This is a genomic window from Streptantibioticus rubrisoli (genome assembly GCF_024436055.1).
Lineage (GTDB): Bacteria > Actinomycetota > Actinomycetes > Streptomycetales > Streptomycetaceae > Streptantibioticus_A > Streptantibioticus_A rubrisoli.
Map to the genome: position 1 here is coordinate 29,705 of NZ_JANFNH010000053.1, position 18,593 is coordinate 48,297.

Genomic DNA, 18,593 nt, shown 5'->3' on the forward strand with positions numbered 1-18,593 from the left:
TGCCTACTTTCGGCCGTACCGGTGAACCTCCGTCACCGGGCTCCAGGGAAGGAACACTCGAAGGTGAAGCTCACTCGCAAGACCGGACTGCGCTCCTTGGCCGTCGGCGCTATCGCGGTCTCCAGCGCGTTGGTCCTGACGGCCTGCGGCTCGGACAACAACAGCGGATCCAGCAGCCCGTCCGGCGGCGCGTCCAACGCCGCGGCCTCGATCAAGTGCGGTAGCAAGGCCAACCTGCTCGCCTCCGGCTCCACCGCCCAGAAGAACGCGATGGACGTCTGGGTCAAGAACTACATGCAGGCGTGCTCCGGAACGCAGATCAACTACAAGCCCACCGGCTCGGGCGCGGGTGTCACCGAGTTCCTGCAGGGCAGCACCGCCTTCGCCGGTTCCGACTCGGCGCTGAAGCCGGAGGAGATCACCAAGTCCAAGGCGGTCTGCAAGGGCGGTGAGGGCGTCGACCTGCCCATGGTCGGCGGTCCGATCGCGGTCGGCTACAACCTGCCGGGCGTGGACAACCTGGTGCTGGACGCCCCGACGCTGGCGAAGATCTTCGACTCGAAGATCAAGACCTGGGACGACCCGGCGATCAAGAAGCTCAACCCGAACGCCAAGCTGCCGTCGACCTCGATCCAGGCGTTCCACCGCTCCGACGAGTCCGGCACCACGGACAACTTCACCAAGTACCTCAAGGGCGCCGCCCCCAGCGACTGGTCGTACAGCGGCGGCAAGGCCTGGCAGGCGCAGGGCGGCCAGTCCGCTCCGCAGTCCTCGGGCGTGGCCGCGCAGGTCAAGCAGACCAACGGCGCGATCGGCTACTTCGAGCTGTCCTACGCGACCGCCAGCAACATCCCGACGGTCAAGATCGACACCGGCGCCTCCGCCCCCGTCGCGGCCACCTCCGACGCCGCCTCCAAGGCGATCGCGGACGCCAAGATCGTCGGCACCGGCAGCGACCTGGCGCTGAAGCTCAACTACGCTACCAAGGCCGAGGGCGCCTACCCGATCACCCTGGTCACCTACGAGATCGCCTGCGACAAGGGCAACAAGCCCGACACGCTGGACGCCACCAAGGCGTTCCTGAACTACGTCGCCAGCGACGACGGCCAGAAGGGCCTGAGCAGCCAGGGCTACGCCCCGCTGCCCGCCGAGATCGCCACCAAGGTCCGCAGCACGATCTCCTCGCTTTCCTGACGTACCGACCCACCGACCGCACGGCCGGTCCCGCGTGCCACACACGCGGGACCGGCCCCATCCGGTGCACCGCCGCCAGGGGCTGACCGCCCCGCCAGACCGGAGCCAACCCCATGGACATAGTGAGCACATCCGGGGAACACCCCCCGCCGTCCCGGCAGCCCGCCGCCACCCGGCTCGGTGACCGGGTCTTCCTCGGCCTGTCACGCGGATCCGGCATCCTGCTTCTGGTGATCATGGCCGCCATCGCGGTCTTCCTCACCGTGCGGGCGATCCACGCCATCTCGCTGGACCACTCCAACTTCTTCACCACATACGAGTGGAACGCCAGCCTCAACCCGCCGTCCTTCGGCATCGCCGTACTCGCCTACGGCACGCTGGTCAGCTCGCTGATCGCGATGCTCATCGCGGTCCCGATCTCGGTCGGCATCGCGCTGTTCATCACGCACTACGCGCCGCGCCGGCTGGCCTCGCCGCTGGCGTACCTGGTCGACCTGCTCGCCGCCGTCCCCAGCATCGTCTACGGCCTGTGGGGCGGCCTGTACCTGGTGCCGCACCTGCAGGGCCTGAACCTGTGGCTGAACGACTACCTGAGCTGGACCGGGGTCTTCCACAAGTCCGACCCGAACAGCGCGGCCCGTTCGCTGTTCACCGTCGGCATCCTGCTGGCGATCATGATCGTGCCGATCATCACCAACGTCACCCGTGAGGTCTTCCGGCAGGTGCCGAAGGCGCACGAGGAGGCGGCGCTCGCGCTGGGCGCGACCCGCTGGGAGGTGGTGCGGATGTCCGTGCTGCCGTTCGCCCGGTCCGGCATCATCTCCGCCTCGATGCTGGGTCTGGGCCGCGCGCTGGGCGAGACCATGGCGGTGGCCACCGTGCTGTCCGCCTCGCCGGTGCTCACCCAGCGGCTGCTCGACCCGGTCGGCGGAACGTTCGCGCAGAACATCGCCGCCAAGTTCGCCGAGGCGGACAACTTCGGGCGGGACGCGCTGATCGCCTCCGGTCTGGTGCTGTTCGTCATCACCCTGCTCGTCAACGGCGCGGCCCGGCTGATCATCGCCCGCCGCAGGGAGTACTCGGGGGCCGCCCTGTGAGCGTCGCACGCGCGGCCGTCCAGCCGCAGATGACCACGGAAGCCGCACCTTCGCGCCGCGCGGGCGGAGAAGCGAACGAATGGGGCACGAAATGAGCGAGACGCTGACCCAGGACGCGCTCCCGGCCTCGTCGCTGTCGCCGCTGGCGCACCGCCGGATACCGCGCTGGGCCCCGGCCGGGATCGCCGTTGCCGCGATCGCCCTCGGCTGCGGGGTCGGTGCGGCCGCGGGGCTCGCCAGCCATCTGCAGTGGGGCCTGATCTCGCTGCTGCTGTTCGTCGGCCTGACGTACGGGATCACCGCGGGCGTCGAGGGGCGCCGCCAGGCCAGGGACCGGGTGGCGACCAGCCTGGTGTGGGCCTGCTTCGTGGTCGCCGTGGTGCCGCTGTACTCGCTGTTGCAGACCACCATCAGCAAGGGCGTGAAGGTACTCGACGGCAACTTCCTGACCCACTCGATGGGCGGTGTGATCACCACCCAGCCGGGCGGCGGTGTCTACCACGCGGTCATCGGCACCCTGGAGCAGGTCGGCCTGGCCTCGCTGATCGCGGTGCCGGTCGGGCTGCTGACCGCGATCTACCTGGTGGAGTACGGGCGCGGCAAGCTGGCGAAGGTCGTCACCTTCTTCGTGGACGTGATGACCGGTGTGCCGTCGATCGTGGCGGGTCTGTTCATCCTCGCCTTCTGGATCATCATCCTGGGCTTCGGCTACTCCGGCTTCGCCGGTGCGCTGGCGCTGGCGATCCTGATGATGCCGGTGGTGGTGCGCTCCACCGAGGAGATGCTCAAGCTCGTGCCGAACGAGCTGCGCGAGGCGTCGCTGGCGCTGGGCGTGCCGAAGTGGCGGACGATCCTCAAGGTCGTGCTGCCCACGTCGATCGGCGGCATCCTCACCGGCGTGATGCTGGCCGTCGCCCGTATCGCCGGTGAGACGGCGCCGGTGCTGCTGTTGGTCTTCGGTAACCAGTTGATCAACAACAACCCGTTCAGCGGTGCCCAGTCCTCGCTGCCGTACTACGTGTACGAGCAGTACACCAACGGCAACGACGCGTCGTTCGACCGGGCGTGGGCGGCGGCCCTGGTGCTGATCGCCTTCGTCATGATCCTGAACCTGGTCGCCAGGGGCATCGCCCGCTGGAAGGCCCCCAAGACCGGCCGCTGAGCCTTACCGCAGAAGAGAAGTGATCCACATGGCCAAGCGCATCGACGTCAGCGGCCTTTCCGCCTACTACGGCAACCACCGCGCCATCGAGGACATCTCGATGACCGTGGAGCCGCGCTCCGTGACCGCCTTCATCGGCCCGTCCGGCTGCGGCAAGTCCACCTTCCTGCGCACCTTGAACCGGATGCACGAGGTCACCCCCGGCGGCCGGGTCGAGGGCAAGGTGATGCTGGACGACGAGAACCTGTACGGCCCAGGCGTGGACCCGGTGGCGGTGCGGCGCACCGTCGGCATGGTCTTCCAGCGGCCCAATCCGTTCCCCACCATGTCGATCTACGACAACGTGGCCGCGGGACTGCGGTTGAACGGGACGGCGCGCAGGAAGTCGGAGCTCGACGGGATCGTCGAGAAGTCGCTCAAGGGCGCCAACCTCTGGAACGAGGTCAAGGACCGGCTGAACAAGCCGGGCGCGGGGTTGTCCGGCGGTCAGCAGCAGCGGCTGTGCATCGCGCGGGCGATCGCCGTCGAGCCGCAGGTGCTGTTGATGGACGAGCCGTGCTCGGCGCTCGACCCGATCTCCACGCTGGCGATCGAGGATCTGATCGGGCAGTTGAAGGAACGGTTCACGATCGTCATCGTGACGCACAACATGCAGCAGGCGGCGCGGGTTTCGGACCGTACCGCGTTCTTCAACCTGGCGGGGGTGGGCCAGCCCGGGCGGCTCATCGAGATCGACGAGACGCAGCGGATCTTCTCCAACCCGTCCGTCCAGGCCACGGAGGACTACATCTCCGGCCGCTTCGGCTAATCCGGCCCCCCGCTCGGGCTCCCGGTCTGCCTGCGGTGCTGCATGGCGGTGCCACCGCAGGCACAGGGCCCGCCCCCTTTCAAGGGGGCGGGCCCTGTTTCCGTGTGCCGGTTGTCCCCTCGGGGCTCGTCCCTTCGGGGCTCCCCCGGACCCCTTTTCAGGCGGGGCCCCGGCCGAACGGCTCAGCCGAAGACCAGGTCCACCAGCCCGTACATCAGGGCGGCGACGCCCGCGGCGGCCGGCATGGTGATGAACCAGCCCAGGACGATGTTCTTGGCGACGCCCCAGCGGACCGCCTTGACCCGCTTCGTCGCGCCCACGCCCATGATCGACGAGGTGATGACGTGCGTGGTCGAGATCGGCGCCTTGAAGATGTACGACGTGACGTACAGGATCACGGCGGACGTCGTCTCCGACGCGAACCCCTGCGGCGGATCCAGTTCGATGATCTTGCGGCCGAGGGTCCGCATGATCCGCCAGCCGCCCGCGTACGTACCCAGCGACAGCATCAGCGCCGTGACGATCTTGACCCAGATCGGGATGCCGTTGCCGGACTGCACACCGGAGATGGTGAGCGCCATCACCACGACGCCCATGGTCTTCTGCGCGTCCTGCAGGCCGTGCCCCAGCGCCATGCCCGCCGCCGAGACGGTCTGCGCCACCCGGAAGCCGCGCTTGGCCCGGTGCGGATTGGCCCGCCGGAACATCCACATGAGCAGCAGCATCACCAGGTAGCCGACGACCAGGCCGACCGCCGGCGACAGCACCATCGGGATGATGATCTTGTCGATCACGCCCGACCAGTGCACGGTGCTGGTCCCGGCCAGCGCGGCGCCGACCAGTCCGCCGAACAGCGCGTGGCTGGAGGACGACGGCAGCCCGAAGTACCAGGTCGTGAGGTTCCAGACGATCGCCCCGGCCAGCGCGGCGAACAGGACCGCCATGCCCGCTCTGCCGCTCGGCGCCTCGATCAGCCCCTTGCTGACCGTCTGCGCCACCCCGCTGCCCAGAAAGGCACCCGCCAGGTTCATCACCGCGGCCATCGCCAGCGCCGCCTTCGGCGTCAGCGCCCGGGTGGAGATGGAGGTCGCGATCGCGTTCGCGGAGTCGTGGAAGCCGTTGGTGTACGTGAAGAAGAGCGCGACGCCGATGACGACGACGAGTGCGAAGGTGTCCACCGGGGTCAGGACTCCTTGACCGCGATGGTCTCCACCGTGTTCGCCACGTGCTCGAACGCGTCGGCGGCCTCTTCCAGCACGTCGACGATCTGCTTGAGCTTGAGCACGTCCATGGCGTCGTACTTGCCGTTGAACAGGTGTGCGAGCAGCTTGCGGTGGATCTGATCCGCCTGGTTCTCCAGCCGGTTGACCTCGATCCAGTACTCGGTGAGGTTCTGCATCGTGCGCAGGTTCGGCATCGCCTCCGCGGTCAGCTCCGCGGCCCGCGCCAGCACCTCGATCTGCTGCTCGACACCCTTGGGAAGCTCCTCGATCTGGTAGAGGACGACCAGGTCGACCGCCTCTTCCATGTAGTCCATGATGTCGTCGAGCGAACCGGCGAGGCTGTAGATGTCCTCACGGTCGAACGGCGTGATGAAGGAGGAGTTCAGCTGGTGGAAGATGGCGTGCGTCGCGTCGTCGCCCGCGTGCTCCGCGGCGCGCATCCGGTCCGCGATCTCGGCGCGTGCGGAGGAGTCCGCCCCGAGCAGTTCCATCAGAAGCTTCGATCCTGTGACGATGTTGTCCGCTGATGCGGCGAACATGTCGTAGAAGCTCGTCTCCCTGGGGGTCAGACGAAGGCGCACTGGGGGTCCTCGGGGTGCTCTGGGGTCGGTCTGGTCGATGCTAGGTGCATCATCCAACCGCTGCTAAGCGGCGTCATCCAGTGTCGCCCATAGGACAGAGTGCTCCATACAGGTGGGTCCCAACCGGGACCGATTCGGTATCATATACCCGCAGGGGGTATACCGGCCAGCCAGTACCGGAGGACCCATTACCGGAGGAGTCATGACGGTTGACGACGCTGCGCGGCCCCCGGCGGACGCCGCGACCCCGGCCAGCCCTCCCGGGCCGCACGGGTACGCCAAGCAGAAGGACCAGCACCTCAAGCGGCTGCGCAGGATCGAGGGCCAGATCCGCGGCCTGCAGCGGATGGTCGAGGAGGACGTCTACTGCATCGACATCCTCACCCAGGTCTCGGCCGGAACCAAGGCGCTCCAGTCGTTCGCGCTGCAACTGCTGGAGGAGCACCTACGGCACTGCGTGGCCGACGCGGCGATCAAGGGCGGACCGGAAGCGGACGCCAAGGTGGCCGAGGCGACCGCCGCGATCGCCCGACTCCTCAGGACCTAACGGGCATAACAGACTTACCGCGCCAAAGCCCCCTGGCCGGGCCTCAGCGCACCCGCTGGCCGCGCAACGGCACCCGCACCGCACCACCACCGGCCCGACGCACCTCAAGCACCTCGTCTATCCGGGCCGTACTCAGCCGTTCCTCGCCAATCGCCGATGCCGCGATCATCAACTCGCCGCACAACTCGATCTCGGCGAGGGCCACGCGGTCCTGATGATCCGTCGTCTGGGACCCGCACGACGACACCACGTGCGCCACCTCCTCGTCCAAGAACGCCGGGGTTCCAGTTGTCCAGCCTAGGGAGCGGCGCGCGGGCGGCGCATGGCACGTAAGGACCATTTCGCCTCGCTCTCGAACGCCGGGTTCCGCGCCTCGACACGACCGGGTAGCGTTGTTTCGTGCTCAACCAGCATGAGGACCAGCACACCAAGTCCCCTGCCCTCCCCCATCGAACGACGACGGTCGAACGCGGTGCGTTCGCCATGGGCCGCTGTAGTTGCGGCTGGACCGGCCCCGCCCGACGGGCCCGGGACAGCGCACGGCGTGACGCGGAACACCACCTCGGCACCCCCTAGGGGCACTTGGGTCACTTGAAGCCCGGCACGCCCCGACACTGATCGGCAGTACGGCGGAACCGTTCACCCGCCGACGGCAGTCCCCATCCGTAAAGCCCCTACCCAAAGGATGCTGCGGATGGTCGACCGGCGATCACTGCTGCGCGGTAGCGCCGGCCTCGGCCTGGCTGCCGCCGCACTGCCCTCCTGCGCCACCGTCGGCGCGGCCCACGCCGCCCCCGTGGACGCCCGTAACGCCAGCGCCAGAAGCGCTTCCGCCCCGGACTGGTCGGCGCTCGCCCGCGGCCTGCACGGCAAGTTGATACGGCCCGGCGACGCGGACTACGACACCGGCCGCAGGCTGTACAACACACGCTTCGACGGGCAGCGCCCGGCCGCCCTGGCCTACATAGCCAACACCGCCGACATAGCCGAGTGCCTGGCCTTCGCACGCCGCACCGGCGTACCGGTCTCCATACGCAACGGCGGCCACTCCTACGCCGGTTGGTCCTCCGGCAACGGCCGACTGGTGATCGACGTCTCCAAGCTGTCGGCCATCTCCGTCTCCGGCGGCGCCGCGACCATCGGCGCGGGCGCCAAGCTGATCGACGTCTACAACACCCTGGGCGGGCGCGGCGCGACCATACCCGCCGGCTCCTGCCCGACGGTCGGCGTCTCCGGCCTCACCCTCGGCGGCGGCCACGGGGTCACCGCCCGCGCGTACGGGCTGACCTGCGACAGCCTCACCGGCGCCACCCTGGTCACCGCCGACGGCAAGACCGTCACCGCGGACGCCCGCACCAACGCCGACCTGTTCTGGGCCCTGCGCGGCGCGGGCAACGGCAACTTCGGCGTCGTCACCGAACTGCGCTTCCGCACCCACCCCGCACCCGCGTGCGTCACCGCCTACCTGACCTGGCCCTGGGCGAAGGCGACCGCGGCGATCAGGGCCTGGCAGGAGTGGGGCCCGGACCAGCCGGACGAGATCTGGTCGTCGCTGCACCTGGACTGCGCGGCCGGTGGCTCACCCACCCTGTCGCTCGCCGCGTTCTCCCTGGGCTCGTACACCGACCTGCAGAACGCGGTGGACAAGCTGGCCGACCGGATCGGCGGCCCGGCCAGGAGCGTCTCACTGCGCCGCCACACCTACCTCGACGCGATGAACGCCTACGCCGGGTGCACCGACCGCACGCCCAGCCAGTGCCATCTGCCCGGCCGCACTCCGGGGCGCACGCCCAGCGGCCGACTGGACCGGGAGACCTACACCGCGCGCTCCGACTTCTACGACCGCTCGCTGTCCGCCGCGGGCGCGGCCGCGCTGGTGGCGCAGTTGGAGCGGCTGCGGTCGGTCTCCGGCGGCGGCGCGGGCAGTGCCGCGCTCACCGCGCTGGGCGGTGCGGTGAACCGGGTGGCGCCGGGGGCGACCGCGTTCGTGCACCGCCGCTCGCGGTTCCTCGCGCAGTACATCGCCTCCGGCCCGTTGAGCGGCACCGGTTGGCTGGACGGCGCGCACCGGGCGATGCGGCCGTACGCCTCCGGCGCGGCTTACCAGAACTACATCGACCCGACGTTGAACGACTGGCGCACCGCGTACTACGGCTCCGCCGCGGGTCAACTGGCCGCCGTCAAGCGCAAATACGACCCGAAGCGGCTCTTCGACTTTCCGCAGGCGATCTAGCCTCCGGCGGGTTTCGGCGGTTGGTGTGGGGTGCGGTTGATTGCGGGCGGTTGCGGTTGGTTAGTGACCGCCGATCCGCGCCGTGGTGGTTGCTCACCGTTGCGGCGGGATTTGTGGGGGCAAGCCCCCCACGGCCCCCTCGGTCAGGCGGCGAGGTCCTTGTCGCAGGCCGTGGGCTCGGGGTACGGCTCGCCGCGCACCGCTTGCCTGCGCACCGGCTTGGCGGAGCGGACCAGGGCCCTCGCCCGGGTCCTGGCGAGGGCCGACATCAGGGGCCCGAGCAGCAGCATCGCCAGCGGGGCGAGCAGCAGCGCGGTGGCCGTGCCCAGGGCGAAGCCGCCGATCACGTCGGTCGGATAGTGCACGCCCACGAACACCCGGGTGAACCCCTCCAGCATCGCCAGGGCGATACCGGTCAGCCCGGCCCGGCGGTTGACCATGAACAGCCCGACACCGACCGCCATGGTCAGCGCCGAGCGGTCGCTGACGAACGAGAAACCGGACGCGCCGCGCAGCAGCACGTCGAGGTTCTGGTGGTCGACGGCCGGCCGGGGCCGCTGCACCAGCCCGCGCACCGGAACGTTCAGCAGCACCGCGATCAGTCCAGCGAGCCCGGCCCACACCACGCCCGCCACGGCAGTCGGCGCGTCGTCCCCCTGCCGCCGGGCGACGCGCCACCAGCTGACGAGCAGCAGCAGCGCCGCGGCCGCGACCAGTCCGTACTGGCCGAGCAGCTCGACCGCGCGGTCCAGCCAGGCGGGTGCGTAACGGGCCAGGTCGTTGATGTTGTAGAGCAGACCGACGTCGGGGTTCTGGCCATCGAACGCCAGCTCGTTCATGGTGAGCCACCCCTTTGCCTAGTAGCTGATCGTCGGTCGCGCACCAACCCCCGTCGTCGGCACAGTTCGTTCGCCGTTCCATTGAACGAGCAACACGGCGGGAAGCGTTCCGCCCTTACCGGAAGATCACCAGGAAGTTATACAAGGGAGACCCCGACGTCCCACCAGCGGCCACGGCCTGACCGCTGGTCACCACCACCCCGTCAGTGCGACGCCGACGGCGACGGCAGGGCCTGCGCACCGGCCTGCGTCACCCGGGTCGCACCGATGTAGTCGGGTACGTCAATCGGGTCGAACCGGATGCTCGCTCCCGTGTGCGGAGCGTCGATCATATAGCCGCCGCCGACGTAGATCCCCACGTGATGGATGCTGCGCGGATCCTTCAGGTCCGTCGCGAAGAACACCAGGTCACCCGGGAGGAGTTCGTCACGCCCGGGGTGCGGACCGGCGTTCCACTGGTCGTTGGCCACCCGCGGCAGTTCGATGCCCACCGAGTGGTACGCGGCCTGCGTCAACCCCGAGCAGTCGAACCGCCCGTTGTCCGCCGCCGTGCCCGTACCGCCCCACAGGTACGGCGTGCCCAGCTTCGACTGCGCGAACTCGATCGCACCGGCCGCCTGCCGCGTGGGCGGCACCCGGCCGACCGGCGCCGAGAAGCTCTGCGCCAGGGTGCGGATCGACTTCACGTAGTCCCGCGTCTCGGCGAACGGCGGGATGCCCTGGGCCTGGATGACCGCGTACGCGCCCGCGTTGTAGGCGGCCAGCATGTTGTCGGTGTTGTCACCGGGCACGCTCTTGACGTCCTGGGCGAGTTGGCAGTCATACGCGGCGGCCGCCGGGATCGCGTCGGCCGGGTCCCACACGTCCGGGTGGCCGTCGCCCTTGGCGTCGATCCCGTGCGTGGCCCAGGTGCCGGGCATGAACTGGGCGATCCCCTCGGCCCCGACGGGGCTGCGCGCGTTGGGGTTCCAGCCGCTCTCGGTGTACAACTGGGCGGCCAGCAAAGGGGGGCTGAGGGCGGGGCACATCGTGCCGTACCGCTCGACCAGCGGCTGGAACGCGGCGGGCACCGCGCCCGGCGCCAGACCCACCGCCGCGCCGCCGCCGAACAGCGACGCGGCGGCCGAGTACGTACCGATGACCAGCAGCGCGAGGAACGAAAGGCACGCGCCGGCAGCGATGATGACGATGAGCCAGGTCTTGCGCACTGTCCCGCCCAAGACGGCGTCCCTCCCTCACCCCGCATGCCGGTTCGTTGCTCTGAGCTACTGACCGTGATACACACAGTAATGACTACCGTAGGCTTCACAGTCGGCCCGGGGCCCCGTCGGACACCGGCCTGGGCCCCAGTGTGACCGTCAAGTCGCGAATCACACGGGGAATCCGCCGAGAAAGTCGCTCAGTCGACATCCACTGGCGGCATTGTCGGCCAATATAGAGTCTGGATCCTTGCGCCTCCGCAAGGATCCCAACTGATCATGCGGGGCGGTGAGTTATCCATGTTCCTGGCAGCCGGCAAAGGCGACATCAACACCATCATCGGCGGGATCGCACCAAACTGGGGTCCCTTCGGCAACCTCGGGAACGAGGCACGGGTGATGGTCGAGGTCGTGATGGCGGTGGCCATCCTGCTCTGCCTGGCGATCGCCATCTGGGGCGCGGCAAAACAACGCATCGGCGCCACGGCACTGCGCGATACGTTCAGCGCCGAGCAGGGTAAGGGTCTGATCATCGCCGGACTGACCGGCGTGTTCATCATCGGCTCGCTCGGCACCCTGTTCACGATCGTGTACGGGATGGCGGTCTAGCCCGACCCGCGCCCCCAACGCCTACGTACGCCCCCGAAGGGCCCGTCCCCGGCCCCCACTCCCCCATCTAGGCTGCGTGCTGATGCCCACTCACCCGAGCCACCACGACCCCGGCGACGCCACCGCCACCCGCACCCGGCTACCGGAAGGCGAGTCCGCCGCCCTGGCGGCGGGCCGCCGCCCGAGCCGCACCTCGCGGCCCATGGTGACCGTCGTCGGCGTGGTCGTCCTCCTCATCGCGGCGCTGGCGTTCGCCACGAGGGGGTCGTCGGGCGGCGGTACGGGCAGCGGGGGCGACAGCGACAAGGGCGGCCAGGCCGCTCCCACGGCGCCCACCGGGGTGCGGCCGGTGAGCGGCAACACCGGCGGCGTCGCCACCGGCTTCCCGAAGACCGAACAGGGCGCCCAGTCAGCGGCGGCGAACTACGCGGTAGCGCTGGGGGGTGACGGGATGTTCAAGACGAACACCCGGCACACCATCATCGACTCGGTGTACACCGAGGAAGCCGCCGCGAAGCTGAAACCGACTCAGGATCAGGCGTACTCCAGAGACTTCCTCGGCAAGCTGGGGCTCGACGCCAACGGCAACCCGCCGTCCGGGATGAGCTTCATCTCCCGCACCATCCCCGTTGGCACCAAGGTCGAGCAGTACGGCACGGACACCGCCACCGTGTCGGTCTGGTACACCGGCCTGATCGGCATGGCCGGAAACAGCTCCACCGACCCGGTGCACACCAACTGGATGACCTGGACCTTCAACCTGGTGTGGACGGGCTCCGACTGGAAGGTGGCTAGCGACTCGCAGAAGAACGGCCCGGCACCCGTCCCCGGCGACGACACCGCGGCCACCGCGGCCGACATCGCCAAGGCGGTCTCGCAGTACGGAGGGTTCACCTATGCCAGGTAGGCCGCGTTACCGCATCGCCGGGCGGGTCGGAGCGTTGGCGTCCGTCCAGGCCGGACTCGTACTGCTCGCGGGGCGCGCATGGGCCGCGCCCACACCGAAGCCGTCGGGGTCGCCGAGTCCGTCACCGAGCGGCAGCGCCGATCCGTGTGGTCTCGTCATCGGTCTCGTCAAGCAGGCCTGCGAAAAGAACACCGGCACCGGCGGCGGCTCCACCCAGCCCTCCGGTGGTCTCACCGACACCCTCGACCCCCTCTCCTCCCTCGCCAAGGGCTGCGCCGACGCCGCCTCATGGATCGTGGAGAAGCTCAGCCACCAGATCAACTCCACCTCCCAGGTGGACTTCACCAACCCCACCTTCCTGCGCCAGTACGCCGTCGTCTTCGCCGCCTCCACGATCCTCACGCTCGTGCTGTGGCTGCTCGCCGTCGCCAAGCGCGCGGTGCGCGGCGTACCGCTCACCGAGGCGCTGAGCGAGGCCATCGGCTTCCTCTGGCTCACCGTGCTCGCCTCCGCCTTCACCCCCCTCGTCCTCTACACCGTCGTCTCCGCCGTCGACGCCGTCACACAGGTCATCGGTTCGGGCACCGGTGCCCGCAGTGACGTGTTCTTCGGCGCGTTCTCCGACGCGCTCAAGAAGGGCAACAGCATCGGCGGCGGCCCGATCATGCTGATCGTCGTCTCCCTCGTCTCGGTGCTCGCCGCCGGCGTGCTGTGGATGGAACTCGTCATCCGCGCCGCCCTCCTCTATGTCGGCGCGCTCCTGGGCACCGCCGTCTACGCGGGCCTGGTCGACAAGAACATGTGGCACCACGTGCGGCGCTGGGCCGGAGTGATGATCGCGGTGATCCTGGTGAAGCCGGTCATAGTGATCGTCCTCGGCCTGGCCGGAGCGCTGTCGGGCTCCGGCGGGCCGACCTCGTTCTCCGCCGTGGTCTCCGGCCTCGCCATCATCTTCCTGGCCATCTTCGCCAGCGCCATGATCTACCGCTTCGTGCCCGGCTTCGGCGACGACGTGGTGAAGCTGCGCGGCGACCACAAGGCCGCGGGAAACCCGGCCGCCGCCCTCATCTCCTCGCCCGCCGCCCTGGTCAAGCAGGGCATCAAGACCCACAGCACCCGCGGCGTCCCCCAAGAACAGCCCGCCTCCAGCGGCGGCGCCCAACCCGCCGGCGCCGTCTCCGGCGGCATCGCCGCGCACAGCACCCGCGGCGGCTCCGCACCGGCCACCCCTCCGGCCCCGGCGCCCGGCCGCGCCCCCTCGCCTCCAGCACCACGCACGTCAGACGTTAAGAACGGAGGGGACCGGTCGTGACGACCCAGCCGATCGCGCAGCGCCGCACCTACCTCATCGGCAAGGCGCGCCCGAACGCCATCGTCGGCAAGAACCGCGAGACCGGCGAGATCGCGCTGCTGGTCATCGGGGCGTTCATCGGCATGGTGTGGGGACTGGCGATCACCATCCTGCCGCTGCGCATCGCCGGGCTGATCGGCTTCCCGCTCATGGCCTTCGCCGCGGTCTTCATGCCGTACCGCGGCCGCACCTTCTACCGCTGGTTCGAGATCAACCGCAGCTACCGCCGCACCCTGCGCCGCGGCGCCGTCTACCGCTCGGGCGCCCCCGAAGCCGGCATCCGGCTGGACGGCCGCGAAGTGGAGATCGGCCCGCCGCCCGGCATCGGCCAGGTCAACTGGATGGCCGCGCCCTTCGGCCCCGACGAGATCGCGGTACTGCTCCACCTCGACCGGCGCACCGTCACCGCCGCCATCGAGATCGAGGGACCCGGCGTCGGCCTGCGCGACAGCGAGGACCAGGAAGCCCTGGTCGAACGGTTCGGCACGCTGCTCAAGCACGTGGCCAACGGCGACGGCTTCGTCACCCGGCTGCAGATGCTGGCCCGTACGCTGCCCGCCGACCCCGACGCGCACGCCAAGGACGTCGCCCAGCGCGGCGACGACAACGCCCCGGCGTGGCTGCGCGGTTCGTACGACCAGCTCCAGTCGATGGTCTCCACCTCCTCCGAGCAGCACCGCGCCTATCTGGTCGCCTGCATGCACTACTCCCGCGACCTGGCCGCCGAGGCCAACGCCATGGCCAAGGCCACCGGACACAGCCGGGACGAGGGCCTGGCCATCGTCATGGCCCGTGAGCTCAACGACATCTGCGCCCGCCTCACCGAGGCCGACATCCGGGTCCGCCAGCCGCTCGGCCAGGCCAGGCTCGCCTCGCTGCTGCACTCGATGTACGACCCGGACCACCCCATCGACCACATCCAGGCGATGACCCGCCGCAACGCCTGGCCCGCCGAACTCGACGCCACCCAGCCCACCTATCTGCAGGCCAAGACCCGCGAGTCGGCCACCAGGGCGCCGTGGTGCCACGCCACCGCCTGGGTCAAGGAGTGGCCGCTGACCCCGGTCGGCGTCAACTTCCTCGCCCCGCTGCTGGTCCACACCCCGGACGTGATCCGCACCGTCGCGGTCACCATGGACCTGGAGCCCACCGACGTGGCGATCGAGCGGATGCTCACCGAGAAGACCAACGACGACGCGGAAGCCAGCCGGGCCGCCAAGATGAACCGGGTCGTCGACCCGCGCGACGTCGCCCACCACACCCGGGTCGACCAGCGCGGCGAGGACCTCGCCGCGGGCGCCGCCGGAGTGAACCTGGTCGGCTACATCACCGTCTCCGCCCGCTCCCCGGAGGAACTGGCCCGCGACAAGCGCACCATCCGCGCCTCCGCCGGAAAGAGCTACCTCAAACTGGAGTGGTGCGACCGCGAGCACCACCGGGCCTTCGTCAACACCCTGCCGTTCGCGACCGGAATCCGCCGCTGAGGATGGCCACCATGCACAGCACCAGCCGTCCCACCGGCAGTCGGTAAGGAGAGCGCGCCATGGCCATGCTGGACCCGATCTCCGTCATCACCGACGCCTTCACCAGTTTCCTCTTCGGCAAGGTGGAGACCACCCGGCTGCCGGTGCGCACCTCCACCGGTCAGGCCCAGGCCGTCTACCTGCCCACAGCGGCACCCGGCCTCGGCGACTCCGGCGTGATCATCGGCCGCGAGGTGTACTCCGGCAAGGGATACATCTACGACCCGTTCCAGCTCTACGGCCAACAACTCCCCGCCCCGCACTGGCTGGTGCTCGGAGAGTCGGGCAACGGCAAGTCGGCGCTGGAGAAGACGTACGTACTGCGCCAACTGCGGTTCCGTGACCGGCAGGTGGTCGTACTCGACGCACAGGGCGAGGACGGCGTCGGCGAATGGAACCTCATCGCCGAGCAGTTGGGGATAACGCCCATCCGCCTGGATCCCATGTCCGCGCTCGACGGCGGCATCAAGCTCAACCCGCTGGACCCGTCGATCACCACCACCGGCCAGCTGGCACTGCTGCGCACCATCATCGAGGTCGCGATGGGCCGCGGCCTGGACGAACGCTCCGGTTTCGCGCTCAAGGTCGCACACGCCCACGCCGTGGAGTCGGTCACCGACCGCCAGCCCATCCTCACCGACATCGTGGAACGGCTGCGCCACCCGGCCGAGGTGTCGGCGGAGTCGATGAACGTCGACATAGACGATGTACGGGCCTGGGGCCTGGACGTGGCGCTGGTGCTCGACCGGCTGGTCGACGGTGACCTGCGCGGCATGTTCGACGGCCCGACGACCGCGGGCATCGACCTGGACGCCCCGCTGATCGTCTTCGACCTGTCACACATCGACCGCAACTCGATCGCCATGCCCATCCTGATGGCGATCGTCGGCGTCTGGCTGGAACACACCTGGATCAGGCCGGACCGGGTCAAGCGCATCTTCCTGGTGGAAGAGGCCTGGCACATCATCAACAGCCCGTTCGTCGCCCAACTCTTCCAGCGTTTGCTGAAGTTCGGCCGACGCCTCGGCCTGTCCTTCGTGGCCGTGGTCCACCACCTGTCCGACGTGGTGGACGGAGCGGCGGCCAAGGAGGCCGCGGCGATCCTCAAGATGGCGTCCACCCGCACCATCTACGCCCAGAAGGCAGACGAGGCCCGCGCCACCGGACGCGTCCTCGGCCTGCCACGTTGGGCGGTGGAGATCATCCCGACGCTGACACCCGGCATCGCGGTGTGGGACGTCAACGGCAACGTACAGGTCGTCAAACACCTCATCACCGAGGCCGAACGCCCGCTGGTCTACACCGACCGGGCGATGACCGAGGCGTCCACGGAACGCACCAAGGCCGAGGTGGACCTGGAGAAGCAACTCGCCGACGACGCGGTGGCCTGACCGGCGACCCTGGTACGGACCGCGGCACGGTGAGCAGGGGCGCGTCAGCGCCTTCGTTTGAGGGTGGTGGCGGGTGACGGGTGTGAGCAGGGGCGCGTCAGCGCCTTCGTTTGAGGGTGGTGGCGGGTGACGGGTGTGAGCAGGGGCGCGTCAGCGCCTTCGTTTGAGGGTGGTGGCGGGTGACGGGTGGGCGTGACGAGTGACGGCACGAACGGGTGAGGGCATGACGCAGCAGCGCCGCGAGGGCGGCATCCCGGACGGCCTGCTGGTGGCCATCATCGGCTTCCTGCTGGGCGTGACCGTCCTGGTGTGGACCGGCACCGGACTCGCCGGGCTGATCTCCCACGGCCACTGGCCGGACGACCTGCACTTCACCCGCACCCCGGTGGCGATGCGCGAACTCATCAGCCAGCCCAAGGACATGGTCGCCGCCTGGCCGCAGGTCCCGGCCGCCGACCTGCCCCGCCCCGGTCTCTTCTGGGGCGTGTTCATCGGCGAGGTGCTGGTCCTGCTGGTACTGCTCGGCTTCGCCATCGGCACGATCACCCGCTACCGCGCCGTACGGGCGGCGGCCCACCAGGCGAGGAACGCCCGGCCCGCCGCCCGGCCCACCCCGCTGCCCCGGCAGAAGCGCACGGACGCGGCCCCCGGGCCGGTCATCGAAGCCGCCCCGCGGGAAGGGGAGTTGACGGGCCACATGCCCGAAGTACCGGTAACGGTACGGGCGGAGCCAGCGGCGCCCACGGTCGCGTCCCCGGACCGGCTGCCGGACGGGCAACTCACCGGCAGCCATGTGCTGTTCGCCAACCCGCGCGGCAGCGACAAGGGCAAGCGGATCATCTACCCCACCGTCCTGGACGCCGAGGGACCGGTGATCGTCACCTGTGCCGACGCCCAGACCTGGCAGCAGACCGTCAGCGTCCGCGCCAAGCTCGGCCCGGTGCACCTCTTCGACCCCGAGCACCTGGTCGACGCCCCCGGACGGTTGCGTTGGGCCCCGCACCACGGCTGCCAGGACCCGGCTGTCGCCGCCTCCCGCGCCCGTGCACTGCTGGCGCCGCTACGCACCCATGACGTGACCGCCAACGACGCCGCCGTGACCCTGCTGCGATGCTGGCTGCACGCGGCCGCCATCGACAGCCAGCCGTTCCGCCAGCTGCACCGCTGGGCATCCGGCTCCGGCGCGGCCGACCCGGTACGCATCCTGCGCACGGCACGGGACGCGGCCAGCGGCTGGAGCGGTGAGCTGGAGGCCACCCTGCACGCCCATCCGGAGCGCCGGGACACCGCGCAGGGGCTCATCCAGCACGCGCTGTCCGGCCTCAACTCCATTCACATCAGGGACGCTTGCAACCCGGGACGAGCCGATGGGCTCGATCTGGAATCGTTTGTGAACGAGCGGGGAACGCTGTATGTAGTGGGCGAACCGCGCGAGGATCCACGCGCTCACCCGGGTGCGATGCCCCTGCTCACCGCACTCGTCTCAAGCGTGGTCGAGCACGGCCGGCGCATGGCCGCAGGGTCATCCCCCGGTCGGCTCGACCCACCAATGACCTTCGTCCTCGACGACATCGCGACGCTCGCCCCGATCCCGGAACTGCCCGCCCTGATGTCGGAGGGCCCCACGGCCGGGATCCCGGTACTCGCGGTACTCCGCTCCGAGGAACAGGCCAGGCACCGCTGGCCCCGCCAGGAGGCGGAGTCGATCTGGCGCTCGGCCACTTCCCGGATGACGGAAGGTGGTTAAACGCAAAAAGCCTCAGCTCCCGTGCAGTGCACGGGAGCTGAGGCTTTCTAAAAATTTGTTCGGCGGTGTCCTACTCTCCCACAGGGTCCCCCCTGCAGTACCATCGGCGCTGAAAGGCTTAGCTTCCGGGTTCGGAATGTAACCGGGCGTTTCCCTTACGCTATGACCACCGAAACACTATG

General features: G+C 69.5%; 18 protein-coding genes and 1 rRNA gene. 13 read left to right on the forward strand and 6 right to left on the reverse strand.

From position 1 onward, the window contains the following. Window positions 1-63 precede the first annotated feature (63 nt). From pstS to pstB, 4 genes are all read left to right on the forward strand, one after another. Entirely contained in the window at window positions 64-1,194 is a 1,131-nt protein-coding gene (gene pstS / locus NON19_RS29225; RefSeq protein ID WP_255932153.1) for a phosphate ABC transporter substrate-binding protein PstS, read from the forward strand. A 113-nt stretch (window positions 1,195-1,307) separates the two neighbouring features. After that, window positions 1,308-2,291 carry a phosphate ABC transporter permease subunit PstC gene (gene pstC, locus NON19_RS29230; protein WP_255932154.1) on the forward strand — a complete coding sequence of 328 codons (984 nt, stop codon included), beginning with the start codon at window positions 1,308-1,310 and terminating at the stop codon, window positions 2,289-2,291. A gap of 91 nt (window positions 2,292-2,382) precedes the next feature. Next, window positions 2,383-3,453, forward strand: coding sequence for a phosphate ABC transporter permease PstA (pstA, locus tag NON19_RS29235; protein WP_255932155.1), 1,071 nt, complete (start codon window positions 2,383-2,385; stop codon window positions 3,451-3,453). Between the two features lie 28 nt (window positions 3,454-3,481). Then, window positions 3,482-4,261 carry a phosphate ABC transporter ATP-binding protein PstB gene (gene pstB, locus NON19_RS29240; protein WP_255932156.1) on the forward strand — a complete coding sequence of 260 codons (780 nt, stop codon included), beginning with the start codon at window positions 3,482-3,484 and terminating at the stop codon, window positions 4,259-4,261. A 182-nt stretch (window positions 4,262-4,443) separates the two neighbouring features. Here the strand turns inward: pstB and NON19_RS29245 are convergent, their stop codons facing one another. Together NON19_RS29245 and NON19_RS29250 are read right to left on the reverse strand one after the other, a co-directional pair. Further along, the gene (locus NON19_RS29245) at window positions 4,444-5,439 is read right to left on the reverse strand and encodes an inorganic phosphate transporter (protein WP_255932157.1); all 996 of its coding nucleotides are present in this window, start codon (window positions 5,437-5,439) and stop codon (window positions 4,444-4,446) included. Window positions 5,440-5,444: 5 nt separating this feature from the next. Continuing rightward, window positions 5,445-6,065 carry a DUF47 domain-containing protein gene (locus tag NON19_RS29250; RefSeq protein ID WP_255932158.1) on the reverse strand — a complete coding sequence of 207 codons (621 nt, stop codon included), beginning with the start codon at window positions 6,063-6,065 and terminating at the stop codon, window positions 5,445-5,447. Window positions 6,066-6,267: 202 nt separating this feature from the next. Between NON19_RS29250 and NON19_RS29255 the strand changes: the two genes are divergently transcribed. Then, complete coding sequence (locus NON19_RS29255) at window positions 6,268-6,612, forward strand: metal-sensitive transcriptional regulator (RefSeq protein WP_255932159.1); 345 nt, start codon at window positions 6,268-6,270, stop codon at window positions 6,610-6,612. A gap of 43 nt (window positions 6,613-6,655) precedes the next feature. Here NON19_RS29255 and NON19_RS29260 read toward each other — a convergent pair whose 3' ends face one another. Further along, window positions 6,656-6,871 (reverse strand): hypothetical protein, encoded by a 216-nt coding sequence (locus NON19_RS29260; protein ID WP_372514334.1) that lies wholly within the window; start codon window positions 6,869-6,871, stop codon window positions 6,656-6,658. 140 nt (window positions 6,872-7,011) lie between these two features. On the opposite strand from NON19_RS29260, the gene NON19_RS29265 reads away from it, so the two are divergent. Both NON19_RS29265 and NON19_RS29270 read left to right on the forward strand, forming a co-directional pair. Further along, window positions 7,012-7,188 carry a hypothetical protein gene (locus NON19_RS29265; protein ID WP_255932160.1) on the forward strand — a complete coding sequence of 59 codons (177 nt, stop codon included), beginning with the start codon at window positions 7,012-7,014 and terminating at the stop codon, window positions 7,186-7,188. 118 nt (window positions 7,189-7,306) lie between these two features. Continuing rightward, on the forward strand, window positions 7,307-8,845 hold the full coding sequence (locus NON19_RS29270; RefSeq protein ID WP_255932161.1) for an FAD-binding oxidoreductase: 1,539 nt from the start codon (window positions 7,307-7,309) through the stop codon (window positions 8,843-8,845). A gap of 143 nt (window positions 8,846-8,988) precedes the next feature. Here NON19_RS29270 and NON19_RS29275 read toward each other — a convergent pair whose 3' ends face one another. Both NON19_RS29275 and NON19_RS29280 read right to left on the reverse strand, forming a co-directional pair. Next, window positions 8,989-9,684 carry a phosphatase PAP2 family protein gene (locus NON19_RS29275; RefSeq protein WP_255932162.1) on the reverse strand — a complete coding sequence of 232 codons (696 nt, stop codon included), beginning with the start codon at window positions 9,682-9,684 and terminating at the stop codon, window positions 8,989-8,991. Between the two features lie 203 nt (window positions 9,685-9,887). Beyond that, window positions 9,888-10,892 carry a C40 family peptidase gene (locus NON19_RS29280; protein WP_308213756.1) on the reverse strand — a complete coding sequence of 335 codons (1,005 nt, stop codon included), beginning with the start codon at window positions 10,890-10,892 and terminating at the stop codon, window positions 9,888-9,890. Between the two features lie 291 nt (window positions 10,893-11,183). Between NON19_RS29280 and NON19_RS29285 the strand changes: the two genes are divergently transcribed. The 6 genes from NON19_RS29285 to NON19_RS29310 all read left to right on the forward strand — a co-directional run bounded on the left by NON19_RS29285 (window position 11,184) and on the right by NON19_RS29310 (window position 18,411). Further along, complete coding sequence (locus NON19_RS29285) at window positions 11,184-11,492, forward strand: DUF8827 family protein (RefSeq protein ID WP_255932164.1); 309 nt, start codon at window positions 11,184-11,186, stop codon at window positions 11,490-11,492. A gap of 82 nt (window positions 11,493-11,574) precedes the next feature. Further along, a complete protein-coding gene (locus NON19_RS29290) occupies window positions 11,575-12,399 on the forward strand; it encodes a DUF8175 domain-containg protein (RefSeq protein WP_255932165.1) in 825 nt (274 codons plus the stop codon). Beyond that, window positions 12,389-13,711, forward strand: a complete 1,323-nt coding sequence (locus NON19_RS29295) for a hypothetical protein (protein ID WP_255932166.1) — start codon at window positions 12,389-12,391, stop codon at window positions 13,709-13,711. The genes NON19_RS29290 and NON19_RS29295 overlap by 11 nt, the downstream gene beginning before the upstream one ends. Then, window positions 13,708-15,234, forward strand: a complete 1,527-nt coding sequence (locus tag NON19_RS29300; protein ID WP_255932167.1) for an SCO6880 family protein — start codon at window positions 13,708-13,710, stop codon at window positions 15,232-15,234. Before NON19_RS29295 ends, NON19_RS29300 begins: the two co-directional genes overlap by 4 nt. Window positions 15,235-15,299: 65 nt before the next feature. Further along, complete coding sequence (locus tag NON19_RS29305) at window positions 15,300-16,664, forward strand: ATP-binding protein (RefSeq protein WP_255932171.1); 1,365 nt, start codon at window positions 15,300-15,302, stop codon at window positions 16,662-16,664. Between the two features lie 223 nt (window positions 16,665-16,887). Then, window positions 16,888-18,411 carry a type IV secretory system conjugative DNA transfer family protein gene (locus NON19_RS29310; protein ID WP_255932168.1) on the forward strand — a complete coding sequence of 508 codons (1,524 nt, stop codon included), beginning with the start codon at window positions 16,888-16,890 and terminating at the stop codon, window positions 18,409-18,411. 57 nt (window positions 18,412-18,468) lie between these two features. On the opposite strand, the gene rrf is transcribed toward NON19_RS29310, so the two are convergent. Beyond that, window positions 18,469-18,585, reverse strand: a 5S ribosomal RNA gene (gene rrf / locus NON19_RS29315). Between the last annotated feature and the right edge of the window lie 8 nt (window positions 18,586-18,593).

What these genes read in the sequence shown, in the direction of transcription:
- pstC (WP_255932154.1), top strand. Translation starts at nt 1,308, where the DNA reads ATGGACATAGTGAGCACATCCGGGGAACACCCCCCGCCGTCCCGGCAG.
- pstA (WP_255932155.1), top strand. Translation starts at nt 2,383, where the DNA reads ATGAGCGAGACGCTGACCCAGGACGCGCTCCCGGCCTCGTCGCTGTCG.
- pstB (WP_255932156.1), top strand. Translation starts at nt 3,482, where the DNA reads ATGGCCAAGCGCATCGACGTCAGCGGCCTTTCCGCCTACTACGGCAAC.
- NON19_RS29255 (WP_255932159.1), top strand. Translation starts at nt 6,268, where the DNA reads ATGACGGTTGACGACGCTGCGCGGCCCCCGGCGGACGCCGCGACCCCG.
- NON19_RS29270 (WP_255932161.1), top strand. Translation starts at nt 7,307, where the DNA reads ATGGTCGACCGGCGATCACTGCTGCGCGGTAGCGCCGGCCTCGGCCTG.
- NON19_RS29275 (WP_255932162.1), bottom strand. Translation starts at nt 9,684, where the DNA reads ATGAACGAGCTGGCGTTCGATGGCCAGAACCCCGACGTCGGTCTGCTC.
- NON19_RS29285 (WP_255932164.1), top strand. Translation starts at nt 11,184, where the DNA reads ATGTTCCTGGCAGCCGGCAAAGGCGACATCAACACCATCATCGGCGGG.
- NON19_RS29290 (WP_255932165.1), top strand. Translation starts at nt 11,575, where the DNA reads ATGCCCACTCACCCGAGCCACCACGACCCCGGCGACGCCACCGCCACC.
- NON19_RS29295 (WP_255932166.1), top strand. Translation starts at nt 12,389, where the DNA reads ATGCCAGGTAGGCCGCGTTACCGCATCGCCGGGCGGGTCGGAGCGTTG.
- NON19_RS29305 (WP_255932171.1), top strand. Translation starts at nt 15,300, where the DNA reads ATGCTGGACCCGATCTCCGTCATCACCGACGCCTTCACCAGTTTCCTC.
- NON19_RS29310 (WP_255932168.1), top strand. Translation starts at nt 16,888, where the DNA reads ATGACGCAGCAGCGCCGCGAGGGCGGCATCCCGGACGGCCTGCTGGTG.